This window comes from Klebsiella quasivariicola, from assembly GCF_002269255.1.
In the GTDB taxonomy this organism is placed as follows: Bacteria; Pseudomonadota; Gammaproteobacteria; order Enterobacterales; family Enterobacteriaceae; genus Klebsiella; species Klebsiella quasivariicola.
Map to the genome: position 1 here is coordinate 1,334,595 of NZ_CP022823.1, position 12,423 is coordinate 1,347,017.

7 protein-coding genes, 1 tRNA gene and 2 rRNA genes are annotated in these 12,423 nt (G+C 55.0%); 5 read left to right on the top strand and 5 right to left on the bottom strand.

What is annotated here, in order from left to right:
* Positions 1-28: 28 nt before the first annotated feature.
* From B8P98_RS06820 to B8P98_RS06840, 4 genes are all read left to right on the top strand, one after another.
* A tRNA-Glu gene (locus tag B8P98_RS06820) sits at positions 29-104 on the top strand.
* 318 nt (positions 105-422) lie between these two features.
* Positions 423-3,324 (top strand): 23S ribosomal RNA (locus B8P98_RS06825).
* A 197-nt stretch (positions 3,325-3,521) separates the two neighbouring features.
* Positions 3,522-3,637: ribosomal RNA gene (rrf, locus tag B8P98_RS06830) — 5S ribosomal RNA — on the top strand.
* 442 nt (positions 3,638-4,079) lie between these two features.
* Positions 4,080-5,378, top strand: a complete 1,299-nt coding sequence (locus B8P98_RS06840) for an MFS transporter (protein WP_025711642.1) — start codon at positions 4,080-4,082, stop codon at positions 5,376-5,378.
* 3 nt (positions 5,379-5,381) lie between these two features.
* Here B8P98_RS06840 and B8P98_RS06845 read toward each other — a convergent pair whose 3' ends face one another.
* From B8P98_RS06845 to trxC, 5 genes are all read right to left on the bottom strand, one after another.
* Positions 5,382-5,705 carry a YfiM family lipoprotein gene (locus B8P98_RS06845; RefSeq protein ID WP_025711643.1) on the bottom strand — a complete coding sequence of 108 codons (324 nt, stop codon included), beginning with the start codon at positions 5,703-5,705 and terminating at the stop codon, positions 5,382-5,384.
* 41 nt (positions 5,706-5,746) lie between these two features.
* Positions 5,747-7,102 carry a CDP-diacylglycerol--serine O-phosphatidyltransferase gene (gene pssA, locus B8P98_RS06850; RefSeq protein WP_025711644.1) on the bottom strand — a complete coding sequence of 452 codons (1,356 nt, stop codon included), beginning with the start codon at positions 7,100-7,102 and terminating at the stop codon, positions 5,747-5,749.
* Between the two features lie 93 nt (positions 7,103-7,195).
* The gene (locus B8P98_RS06855; RefSeq protein WP_025711645.1) at positions 7,196-9,874 is read right to left on the bottom strand and encodes a bifunctional acetate--CoA ligase family protein/GNAT family N-acetyltransferase; all 2,679 of its coding nucleotides are present in this window, start codon (positions 9,872-9,874) and stop codon (positions 7,196-7,198) included.
* Positions 9,875-9,908: 34 nt separating this feature from the next.
* On the bottom strand, positions 9,909-10,607 hold the full coding sequence (gene tapT, locus B8P98_RS06860; RefSeq protein ID WP_025711646.1) for a tRNA-uridine aminocarboxypropyltransferase: 699 nt from the start codon (positions 10,605-10,607) through the stop codon (positions 9,909-9,911).
* 69 nt (positions 10,608-10,676) lie between these two features.
* Positions 10,677-11,102: a thioredoxin TrxC gene (trxC, locus tag B8P98_RS06865; RefSeq protein ID WP_025711647.1), complete on the bottom strand. Its 426-nt coding sequence runs from the start codon at positions 11,100-11,102 to the stop codon at positions 10,677-10,679.
* Positions 11,103-11,305: 203 nt separating this feature from the next.
* On the opposite strand from trxC, the gene B8P98_RS06875 reads away from it, so the two are divergent.
* Positions 11,306-12,391, top strand: coding sequence for a tRNA/rRNA methyltransferase (locus B8P98_RS06875; RefSeq protein WP_025711648.1), 1,086 nt, complete (start codon positions 11,306-11,308; stop codon positions 12,389-12,391).
* The last annotated feature ends 32 nt before the right edge of the window (positions 12,392-12,423 follow it).

Below are 12,423 nucleotides of genomic sequence, written 5' to 3' on the forward strand. Positions count from 1 at the left end.
CAAGGCGTCTTGCGATTGAGACTTCAGTGTCCCCTTCGTCTAGAGGCCCAGGACACCGCCCTTTCACGGCGGTAACAGGGGTTCGAATCCCCTAGGGGACGCCACTTGCTGGTTCGTGAGTGAAAGACGCGTGCCGACATATCTCAAAACTCATCTTCGGGTGACGTTTGAGATATTTGCTCTTTAAAAATCTGGATCAAGCTGAAAATTGAAACGACACACTGTTAAGTGTGTTCGAGTCTCTCAAATTTTCGCAATCAGAAGATGGCACTGTAAAAGGTGACGTGAGCAAAGTGAAGCCAAGGCGTACCGCACGCAGCAAGCGGAGTGGACTATATGTCCATGAGCATCGCGAGTACGGAACAACGCAGGATTCACGATGCGCAACGAACCGGACAGAACAAGACATCTTCGGGTTGTGAGGTTAAGCGACTAAGCGTACACGGTGGATGCCCTGGCAGTCAGAGGCGATGAAGGACGTGCTAATCTGCGAAAAGCGTCGGTAAGGTGATATGAACCGTTACAGCCGGCGATGTCCGAATGGGGAAACCCAGTGTGATTCGTCACACTATCGTTAACTGAATACATAGGTTAACGAGGCGAACCGGGGGAACTGAAACATCTAAGTACCCCGAGGAAAAGAAATCAACCGAGATTCCCCCAGTAGCGGCGAGCGAACGGGGAGCAGCCCAGAGTCTGAATCAGCTTGTGTGTTAGTGGAACGGTCTGGAAAGTCCGACGGTACAGGGTGATAGTCCCGTACACCAAAATGCACAGGCTGTGAACTCGAAGAGTAGGGCGGGACACGTGGTATCCTGTCTGAATATGGGGGGACCATCCTCCAAGGCTAAATACTCCTGACTGACCGATAGTGAACCAGTACCGTGAGGGAAAGGCGAAAAGAACCCCGGCGAGGGGAGTGAAAAAGAACCTGAAACCGTGTACGTACAAGCAGTGGGAGCACCTTCGGGTGTGACTGCGTACCTTTTGTATAATGGGTCAGCGACTTATATTCTGTAGCAAGGTTAACCGTATAGGGGAGCCGCAGGGAAACCGAGTCTTAACTGGGCGTTAAGTTGCAGGGTATAGACCCGAAACCCGGTGATCTAGCCATGGGCAGGTTGAAGGTTGGGTAACACTAACTGGAGGACCGAACCGACTAATGTTGAAAAATTAGCGGATGACTTGTGGCTGGGGGTGAAAGGCCAATCAAACCGGGAGATAGCTGGTTCTCCCCGAAAGCTATTTAGGTAGCGCCTCGTGAACTCATCTTCGGGGGTAGAGCACTGTTTCGGCTAGGGGGTCATCCCGACTTACCAACCCGATGCAAACTACGAATACCGAAGAATGTTATCACGGGAGACACACGGCGGGTGCTAACGTCCGTCGTGAAGAGGGAAACAACCCAGACCGCCAGCTAAGGTCCCAAAGTCATGGTTAAGTGGGAAACGATGTGGGAAGGCCCAGACAGCCAGGATGTTGGCTTAGAAGCAGCCATCATTTAAAGAAAGCGTAATAGCTCACTGGTCGAGTCGGCCTGCGCGGAAGATGTAACGGGGCTAAACCATGCACCGAAGCTGCGGCAGCGACACTATGTGTTGTTGGGTAGGGGAGCGTTCTGTAAGCCTGTGAAGGTGGCCTGTGAGGGCTGCTGGAGGTATCAGAAGTGCGAATGCTGACATAAGTAACGATAAAGCGGGTGAAAAGCCCGCTCGCCGGAAGACCAAGGGTTCCTGTCCAACGTTAATCGGGGCAGGGTGAGTCGACCCCTAAGGCGAGGCCGAAAGGCGTAGTCGATGGGAAACAGGTTAATATTCCTGTACTTGGTGTTACTGCGAAGGGGGGACGGAGAAGGCTATGTCATCCGGGCGACGGTTGTCCCGGTTTAAGCATGTAGGCTGGTTATCCAGGCAAATCCGGATAATCAAGGCTGAGGTGTGATGACGAGGTACCACGGTACTGAAGTGACAGATGCCCTGCTTCCAGGAAAAGCCTCTAAGCATCAGGTAACATCAAATCGTACCCCAAACCGACACAGGTGGTCAGGTAGAGAATACCAAGGCGCTTGAGAGAACTCGGGTGAAGGAACTAGGCAAAATGGTGCCGTAACTTCGGGAGAAGGCACGCTGGTGTGTAGGTGAAGTCCCTGCGGACGGAGCTGAGACCAGTCGAAGATACCAGCTGGCTGCAACTGTTTATTAAAAACACAGCACTGTGCAAACACGAAAGTGGACGTATACGGTGTGACGCCTGCCCGGTGCCGGAAGGTTAATTGATGGGGTTATCCGTAAGGAGAAGCTCTTGATCGAAGCCCCGGTAAACGGCGGCCGTAACTATAACGGTCCTAAGGTAGCGAAATTCCTTGTCGGGTAAGTTCCGACCTGCACGAATGGCGTAATGATGGCCAGGCTGTCTCCACCCGAGACTCAGTGAAATTGAACTCGCTGTGAAGATGCAGTGTACCCGCGGCAAGACGGAAAGACCCCGTGAACCTTTACTATAGCTTGACACTGAACATTGAGCCTTGATGTGTAGGATAGGTGGGAGGCTTTGAAGCGTGGACGCCAGTCTGCGTGGAGCCAACCTTGAAATACCACCCTTTAATGTTTGATGTTCTAACGTTGGCCCCTTATCGGGGTTGCGGACAGTGTCTGGTGGGTAGTTTGACTGGGGCGGTCTCCTCCCAAAGCGTAACGGAGGAGCACGAAGGTTAGCTAATCCTGGTCGGACATCAGGAGGTTAGTGCAATGGCATAAGCTAGCTTGACTGCGAGCGTGACGGCGCGAGCAGGTGCGAAAGCAGGTCATAGTGATCCGGTGGTTCTGAATGGAAGGGCCATCGCTCAACGGATAAAAGGTACTCCGGGGATAACAGGCTGATACCGCCCAAGAGTTCATATCGACGGCGGTGTTTGGCACCTCGATGTCGGCTCATCACATCCTGGGGCTGAAGTAGGTCCCAAGGGTATGGCTGTTCGCCATTTAAAGTGGTACGCGAGCTGGGTTTAGAACGTCGTGAGACAGTTCGGTCCCTATCTGCCGTGGGCGCTGGAGAATTGAGGGGGGCTGCTCCTAGTACGAGAGGACCGGAGTGGACGCATCACTGGTGTTCGGGTTGTCATGCCAATGGCACTGCCCGGTAGCTAAATGCGGAAGAGATAAGTGCTGAAAGCATCTAAGCACGAAACTTGCCCCGAGATGAGTTCTCCCTGAGACTATAAGTCTCCTGAAGGAACGTTGAAGACGACGACGTTGATAGGCCGGGTGTGTAAGCGCAGCGATGCGTTGAGCTAACCGGTACTAATGAACCGTGAGGCTTAACCTTACAACGCCGAAGATGTTTTGGCGATTTGAGAGAAGATTTTCAGCTTAGATTCAGAGTTGAGTACGCAATAATTTGCGCAGCAGCAAGGCGACAAGCGAAGTAAAGGAAGGAGCATACTGAAGTATGTGACTGACTTTGCGAGCGCAGGCAACGCGGCTGATGCGATAAAGAATTGCGTACTGAGCACAAAGAATTTGCCTGGCGGCACTAGCGCGGTGGTCCCACCTGACCCCATGCCGAACTCAGAAGTGAAACGCCGTAGCGCCGATGGTAGTGTGGGGTCTCCCCATGTGAGAGTAGGGAACTGCCAGGCATCAAATAAAGCAGAAAGCTCAGTCGAAAGACTGAGCTTTTTGTTTTTGCGTTTTAACAAGAACCCCGTGCCGAAAGGTGCGGGGTTTTTTGCGGTGTGGGGTATGTCTCCCCGGTGGCGCTGCGCTTACCGGGGCTACAAAACAGTAGCCCGGACAAGGTGCGCAGCACCGCCTCCGGGGAAAATTCCGCCATACCCGTCCCATTATCTTCATTTAAAGCAAAATAAAACCCCGTCATGGCACTCCCTTCGCCATAAACCACTTTTTCCCTGCCTCTGCGTTGGCGTTGATCGCGAAAACCGCTCTTCCGAAAAAAAATGTGAATGTAATCACATATAAAGATATAACAATTATATAACATTTAGTTTACTAACTAATTTGTCTGCGTGACGTGGTACGCCCGACAAGACAGATTGCAGTCTTTGCTGGAGCAATATAACAATGACAGAAAGTAGCATTACCGAACGGGGTGCGCCGGATCAGGCTGATACCCGTCGTCGTATTTGGGCAATTGTTGGCGCATCCTCGGGGAATCTGGTTGAGTGGTTTGATTTTTACGTCTACTCATTCTGCTCGCTCTATTTTGCCCATATCTTCTTCCCATCCGGGAATACCACCACTCAACTGTTACAAACAGCTGGCGTATTTGCCGCCGGGTTTCTGATGCGTCCAATCGGTGGATGGTTGTTTGGTCGAATCGCTGACCGCCGCGGACGTAAAGCATCTATGCTTATCTCGGTGTGCATGATGTGCTTCGGATCACTGGTGATTGCCTGTCTGCCTGGATATGCCGTTATCGGCACCTGGGCTCCGGCGCTGCTGCTGCTGGCTCGTCTGTTTCAGGGGCTGTCGGTGGGAGGAGAATACGGCACCAGTGCGACTTATATGAGTGAAGTGGCGATTGAAGGTAAGAAAGGCTTTTACGCTTCCTTCCAGTATGTCACGTTAATTGGCGGTCAACTGCTGGCGGTATTAGTCGTCGTAGCGCTTCAGCAGGTGCTCAGCGATGAAGATCTCCATGCCTGGGGATGGCGTATTCCTTTTGCTCTTGGGGCGGTACTGGCTATCGTGGCGCTATGGCTGCGTCGTCAGCTGGATGAAACCTCAAAGCAGGAGACTCGAGCGCTGAAAGAGGCGGGGTCGTTTAAAGGGTTGTGGCGCAATCGTCGGGCCTTCGTGATGGTATTAGGCTTTACCGCCGCCGGATCGCTGACCTTCTACACCTTTACTACCTATATGCAAAAGTATCTGGTCAACACGGCGGGCATGACGGCCGGCACCGCCAGCGTGATCATGACTGCGGCGTTGTTCGTTTATATGCTGGTTCAGCCGCTGTTCGGTGCTTTTTCCGATAAAGTCGGTCGCCGAACGTCCATGCTTTGCTTTGGCGTGCTGGCGACGTTATTTACCGTGCCTATTCTCAGCGCCCTGCAGAAGGTAAGCTCGCCTTACGCTGCCTTTGGGCTGGTAATTTGTGCCTTGCTGATCGTCAGTTTCTATACCTCGATCAGCGGTATCCTGAAAGCTGAGATGTTCCCGGCTCAGGTTCGCGCGCTTGGGGTCGGACTGTCCTATGCCGTCGCGAATGCCCTGTTCGGCGGCTCGGCGGAGTACGTCGCTCTGTCGCTCAAGTCGGCGGGGATTGAACACGCGTTTTACTGGTATGTGACGGTGATGGCGGCCATTGCCTTCCTGGTTTCCTTGATGTTGCATCGCAAGGGGAAAGGGCTACGCCTGTAGCGTTTACTGGTGTGCCAACTGCCATACAGCGTAGCCGGTGGTCGCGCCGGCTACGTCCCAGGCAAAATCTTTCCAGCTCCAGCCGCTCCCTGCCGGGCGGCTGTCCCAAAGTTCTTTTGAAGCGCCAAGGCTGATGGAAAACATCAAGCCGATAGCGGCGCTGCGGTCCCGGCTGTAACCCTGATGTTGCGCATATTCATTGCCAGCGGCAGACAGCATCGCCGAGGCAAGAAAATGCTGGGCTTTGTCCTGACCGGACCATGCATCATTCGCCATGTGGCTGCAGCCCGTTAACAGCAGCGAAGCAATCACTATTATCGTACGCATAATGCTTCCAGAAAAAAGCCCCGTCGACGCGGGGCTGATAGTCAGAGAATACGGCTGATCAGCCGGTCAATGCGGATCCGTCGCAGACGGCGGATCAGTTTCCGCACTTTAACCGGATAGTCGGCAATACTTTGCAGATCCCGATAATGTTTCACCACCGTGGTGTGGGTGCGGATGAGCTTCAGCTCTTTCTCCCGCATGGCTCCCAGCTGCTGCTTTGGATCATGGATAAGAATGGCGTTTTCCAGATCGAGTCGCCAGGCGCGCGGGTTCAGGTTGTTGCCGGTAAGCAGCATCCACTCATCGTCAACCCACATGCCTTTCAGGTGATAGCTGTTATCGTCATCCTTCCACAGGCGGACGATCAGCTGATCGGTATTCACATAATACTGCAGCCGGCTGAGGAAACGCCGCAGGTTGATTTCATAAAGATAAGGAAGCGCACCGATGATTTTAAACGGTTGATCTTCTGGTATGTAGAAATCGTTAGCGGTTTTATCGCCGACAATAATCTCCACCTGTTTACCGTCGCGCAGCAGCTGAATGATATTTCTGACCAGCACGGCAGGGAGGTTGAAGTAGGGGGTGCAGATCGTCAGCTTGTGCTCGGCACAGGGCATCAGGTGAAAAATGGTTTTGTTCAGCAGACTGGATTTACCCAGACCTACCAGCGGAGTGACGGAGAGTTCTTCGTCACCGGCAGTACCGACAAAATGGTAGCTGCGGTCGCGGAGCTCCTGACGGTACTGGCGAATGTCGTTTTTGATTTCCGGACTTTTTGGCCGATCCGGTCTGTCGAGACGATTAACGCCGCGTCCCTGGACCAGATTATTGTCGACCCAGTCGAACATGACGTCCGCCATCTTGCCGTTACGGATGCACTGATAGCGATCATAGCGGTACTTATCATGCTGATGCAGATAAACATCGTTCAGGCTGGCGCCGCTGTAGAGGACGCAGTCATCGATAATAAAGCCTTTGAAATGGAGAACGCCAAGCGCCTCCCGGGTGTTAATCGGCACGCCGTAAACGGGAATATCGATGCCCGGATTTTCATTGGCCATTCGACAATACCAGTCGGCATTGGTGTTGGAGGCAGCGGCGCCGATACGGCCACGTTGAGCGCGGTGCCAGTCCACAAGGACGCGAACATCGAGTTCCGGACGCTGGCGTTTGGCGTCATAAAGGGCCTGCAAAATTCCTTTTCCGCCATCATCTTGCTCAAGGTAGAGCGCAATAATGCATATACGCTGAGTGGCGTTGGCAATCCGGGTCAGTAACGCTTCCCTGAATTCTGCAGGGGCGTAAAAGAACTCTACATCATCAACTGACTGAGAAAGCTTAGGGAGTTGGGCAAGGTGTTGTTGATGTTTATTACGCTTAAATTTTGACAACATCACAGTGCGTTTCTTCTCTGTTTATTGAAGGGTCTTCTGTACCATGCAGACGACGTAAGCGGGCAATAATACCATCACTACCCGCTAAAGTGGTCAACAATTGCGGTCAGCGTCGCGCGATTGTCCCTGGGTCAGGGGAAGCGACAGACTGACAATCCCCTCTTCCAGCTGAATATCGACGGTGAATCCCAGCTTTCTGGCGAGGCCGATCATGCCTCTATTATTCGGCATTGTAATCCCATTCAGCCGCTGCAGCCCGTGGCTTTGCGTATAGGCGATCAGCTTTTCCAGCAGTCTTCGTCCCAGCCCTAACCCTTTTAAATCTGAGCGGACCAGAACGGCAAACTCGGCATCAATATTGTCAGGATCGGAGATAGCGCGCGTCACACCAAGGATTTCGCTCTGTTCTGCGGTTGTCCTGACGGCGACGAACGCCATTTCACGATCGTAGTCGATCTGCGTCATATTGGCTAAGTCATCGTGGGTAAATTCATTGATCTCGCTAAAATAACGATAATAGAGATCTTCTTTGGTGACCTGGGCGATAAACGCGAGCAGCTGAGGTTCATCTTCGGGGAGGATCGGTCGGAACAGGCAGCGATCGCCATTTTTCATCACCACCCACTCCTCCAGTTGGTGCGGATAGGGACGAATGGCGAGGCGGCTATCACTGTCGCCGTTAAAGGGGGCGAGACCGAGGGTCACATCCAGTGCCGTAAACTCGTTGCCGGCGGCGAGCAGGGGATGAATGTCCAGGCGCTGGATCTCCGGACAATCGACGATCAGGTTCGACACCTGAACCAGCAACTGGCTCAGGCCAACGATATCCAGCGGGCGCAGTGCACTACGGCCGCGGATCTTTTTATTTTTGATCGCCTGGATAACCAGATAACGCGCCAGGTTCATATTCAGCGGCGGCAGTGCCACCGCGGCCTGATCTTCGGCCCGCCACTCCACGCCGCCTTCGCCAAGCATAATCAAAGGACCAAAAAGAGGATCGTGTTCAACCACTACTCTCAGTTCCTGAGCGCCGGCACGATTAGCCATACTCTGTACCAGCAGACCATGAATGCGCGCCTGGGGCCAGGCGAGCCTGACGCGATCGATCATCGCATCCGCTGCCTGCTGGACCTCTGCGGCGGTACGCAGATACAACATGACCCCCTGAACTTCCGATTTGTGCGGGATATCCGGGGAACGCAGCTTCAGCGCAACCGGATAGCCTATTTGCTCTGCGATATGTACCGCTTCCGCGCTGTCTGCGGCGATCCAGGTCGGCAAAGTATGGATGCCATAGGCACGTAGCACCGGGCTGACCTCGTGGGTATCCAGCGTGGTGGTGCCATCATCTATCGCCTGCTGCAGTAGGGCATGCGCCTCGCTGGTATTGGCGGTTAATGAGTCCGGTAGCACCGGCGTCTCACGCAGTTGCTTCTGGTTGCGTCGATACTCGACCATGTGCATAAAAGCGGTGATCGTCCCCTCCGGTGTGCGGTAGGTGGGGAGTCCGGCATCACTGAACAAGCGCCGCGCTTCCTGTGAGGAGAATTCGCCGCACCAGTTGGTCAGCACAGTGACATATTTACCACGCGGATGATGCTTAAGAGCATCTATCAGCGCCAGGGCGCTCTCGGTGCCAGGTGCGGCGGCGCTGGGCGAGTGGATCACCAGCAGCGCGTCATAGTCCTGGCTATTAAGCAGAATATTCAACGCCTGCTGATAATGTTGGCTGCTGGCGTCATCGCGCAGATCCAGTGGGTTAGCGATCCCGACGCCCCCCGGCAGTGCCTGGCGTAAGGCGTCGCACGTCTCCTCGCTGAGGACCGCCAGCTTGCCATTACGCAACCAGAGCTCATCCAGGGCCAGCGCTGCCGGCGCCGCACCGTTGCTGACGATCATTAATTTTTCACCGCGCAGTGGGCGCATGTGGCTGAGCGTTTCCACCGCAGAGAAAAGCTCATGGGTATCCTGCACCCGCAGCAGGCCTGCACGCTGAATGGCCGCATCCCATGCCGGATCCATCCCTGAGTTAACCTGCAACAGCTTTTGCGCCGCGGGGCTGCGGCCGCTTTTAATCACCAGGATTGGCTTGTTACGCGAGGCGCTGCGTGCGGCGGAGACAAACCGACGGGCGTCGCTGAGATGTTCGAGGTACAGCAAAATGGCGCTGGTCTTGCTGTCGCGGGCCAGAAAGTCCAGCAGGTCATCGACATCAATATCCAGGCTATCGCCCAGCGCGATGAAGTAGGAGAACCCCATCTCACGCTGCTGTGCCCAGTCAAGAATGGTATTGGAGACGGCGGCAGACTGCGAAATAAAGGCCAGTTTACCGCGATGGATCGGCACCGGTGAAAAGCTGGCGTTCAGCCCTTGCCATGGGGCCAGTAATCCGAGACTGTTGGGGCCGAGCAGGCGCATCTGAAAGCGCGTGGCACATTCCAGCAGCGCCGGATACTGGTCCGGCTGCGAAGAGAGGATGATGCAGGTCTTGCAGCCTTTTTGCCCTAAGGCTTCGAGCAATTCGAGATTACGCCGGGCGTTAGTACAGAGCACCGCCAGATCCGGCGTAAACGGCAGGCTGTCGATGGTAGGCCATGCCAGTACCCCAAGCACCGCCTTCCAGGCGGGGGTCACCGGCAATACCGGACCATTGAAACCGCCGGCTAACAGGTTGCGCATCATGAGATAGCCAGCGCGCTGTGGCTTCATTGACGCGCCAATGACGGCGATGGACTTTGGTCGCAGCAGCGCTTCCAGGCCTCGTTGGCTCATACCGGTCTCCTTTCATCCCAGTGACCGAATGATTTTAAACGTTTTCTACCTGGTCCGCTGTGATGCTGCCCTTATGCTGGGTTTTTCCCGCCAGATAGCGGGTCCGGAAACGAGTGAAGTGTTCGCCAAGCGCTGAGGCGGCCGGGGCATCACCCGCCAGGTCCAGCAGGGCGATCGCCACTTCCGCGGTACAGTATTGTCCGTCGGCGTGTGCTTCACGTAGATAGTAGGCTGAGATGCGGGACAAATCGACGGAGATGATCGGCAGCGCGTCAAGATAAGGACTCTTGCGGAACATTTTACGCGCTTCGGTCCAGGTGCCGTCGAGCATGATAAATAGCGGCGGTTTGCCGGAGGGCGGCGCGCTCAGGACCTGGCGCTCCGGCCCGGCGTAGGAGGCAGGGAACACCACCATTGGCTGATAATCAGGATGGGCGACCAGATCGAGCAGCCCCTGTGGCGGCTCGGTTCTCGACCACTGATAAGCCTCAGTATCTGGCAGAATATCGGCAATGAGTCGGCCGGTGTTGCTGGGCTTCATCGGCTCTGTATCAAACATCACCAGACAGAAGCGGCTGGTGGCCTGCGCTGGCACTAACGTCGCGCACAAACACTGTTTAAGCGGCAGCAGGCAGCGTTGGCAGCGGCGGATACGGTTACCACGAGCAAGGAAAGGTCGGGTCGCCCGCGCGAGACGTTCGGCGCGCAGGCGAAGAACAGCGTTATCAATCATGAGAGTCGCTAGTGAAAAACGCTATTGTCGCAGAGGCGAAAACGGGGCACAAGCCGTGCCCCGGAAGGATTACTGTTGGCCGGCTTCGTTCAGCCAGCTATCGAATGGCGCTTTTGGCACTGCGCCATTAAGCATGTCTATTACTTCGCCATTTTTGAATATCATAATGGTCGGGATACTGCGGATACGAAACCGGGCGCTGAGCTCACGTTCTGCTTCGGTGTTTACTTTTACAAAACGCATCTTCCCACTACGCTCTTCCGCGACATCTTCAAAGATCGGCGCGAAGCTACGGCAGGGGCCGCACCATGGCGCCCAGAAATCGACAACGACCGGCAGATCGTCCTTTAAGAGTTTATCCAGCGTTGCCCCGGTCGCGTTGATGACGTCGCCGTCAAAAAGATCGTGACCGCAGCGTCCGCACTTTGCGCCATCCGCGCTACGATCGTCCGGAAGGCGGTTCAGAGCCTGACAACTGGCACAAACGGTATTCATAACTAACCTCTGGTTATGGGTTGCAACGTGGCACGTGGCCGATATGTTTCTGTGATGTTACACATTATCGATTAAGTGTTATTGAAGGACAATGCGTTTTGTTCGATGAGTGCAATAGAGGCCGGCTTTTAAACGAAATCATGGCGAAGCGATGACACATCGGGTAATCTGCGCGCTTCGCGCAGCGCAGGTGGAGAAAATTGATGAGCGACGAACTGAAAAATAAAAGCGGCAAGGTCAAAGTGATGTATGTCCGCAGTGATGATGATTCTGATAAACGCACCCATAACCCACGTACCGGGAAAGGGGGAGGTCGTCCAGGAAAATCTCGTGTTGACGGCCGCAGCCGCCCTGCGCGCGATGAACGAAACAGCCGCGGTGACGATCGTAAACGCGATGACCGCAAGCGTGACGACCGCAAGCGCGATGATTTCCATCGCGACGATGCGTCCCCGTGGCGTACTGTTTCCCGCGCCCCTGGCGATGAGACCCCGGTAAAAGAAGATCACGGCGGGATCAGCGGGAAGAGCTTTATTGATCCGGAAGTGCTGCGTCGTCAGCGTGCGGAAGAAACCCGCGTGTATGGCGAAAACGCCTGTCAGGCGCTGTTCCAGAGTCGTCCGGAAGCTATCGTTCGCGCCTGGTTTATCCAGAGTGTGACGCCGCGCTTTAAAGAGGCGCTGCGCTGGATGGCGGCTAACCGTAAAGCCTATCATGTCGTGGACGAAGCTGAGCTGGCAAAAGCCTCCGGCACCGAGCACCACGGCGGGGTCTGCTTCCTGATCAAAAAACGCCACGGCACCTCTGTTGCCCAATGGGTCGCGAAGGCCGCGGAAGAAGATTGCGTTCTGGCGCTGGAAGATGTTGGCAACCCGCACAACCTCGGCGCGATCATGCGTAGCTGCGCGCACTTTGGCGTGAAAGGCGTTGTGGTCCAGGATGCCGGCGTGCTGGAGTCCGGGGCGGCGATCCGTACGGCGGAGGGCGGTGCGGAGCATGTTGAACCGATCACCGGCGACAGCTTTATTGATACGCTGGATCAGTTCCGCAACGCGGGCTACGCGATTGTCTCAACGTCCAGCCATAATGGCATCCCGCTGTTCAAAGCCGAGCTGCCGAAGAAAATGGTGCTGGTGTTAGGCCAGGAGCGTGATGGTCTGTCCGATGCGGCGATTTCCAGCGCCGATCTCAGCGTTGCCATCGACGGTACCGGCAATGTTGAAAGCCTGAACGTCTCTGTGGCGACCGGCGTCCTGCTGGCGGAATGGTGGCGTCAGAACAAGGCGTAATTCGTCTGCCTGAATGCGAAAAAGCCAGCTAA

What these genes read in the sequence shown, in the direction of transcription:
- B8P98_RS06875 (WP_025711648.1), top strand. Translation starts at nt 11,306, where the DNA reads ATGAGCGACGAACTGAAAAATAAAAGCGGCAAGGTCAAAGTGATGTAT.
- B8P98_RS06840 (WP_025711642.1), top strand. Translation starts at nt 4,080, where the DNA reads ATGACAGAAAGTAGCATTACCGAACGGGGTGCGCCGGATCAGGCTGAT.
- B8P98_RS06845 (WP_025711643.1), bottom strand. Translation starts at nt 5,705, where the DNA reads ATGCGTACGATAATAGTGATTGCTTCGCTGCTGTTAACGGGCTGCAGC.
- tapT (WP_025711646.1), bottom strand. Translation starts at nt 10,607, where the DNA reads ATGATTGATAACGCTGTTCTTCGCCTGCGCGCCGAACGTCTCGCGCGG.
- B8P98_RS06855 (WP_025711645.1), bottom strand. Translation starts at nt 9,874, where the DNA reads ATGAGCCAACGAGGCCTGGAAGCGCTGCTGCGACCAAAGTCCATCGCC.
- trxC (WP_025711647.1), bottom strand. Translation starts at nt 11,102, where the DNA reads ATGAATACCGTTTGTGCCAGTTGTCAGGCTCTGAACCGCCTTCCGGAC.
- pssA (WP_025711644.1), bottom strand. Translation starts at nt 7,102, where the DNA reads ATGTTGTCAAAATTTAAGCGTAATAAACATCAACAACACCTTGCCCAA.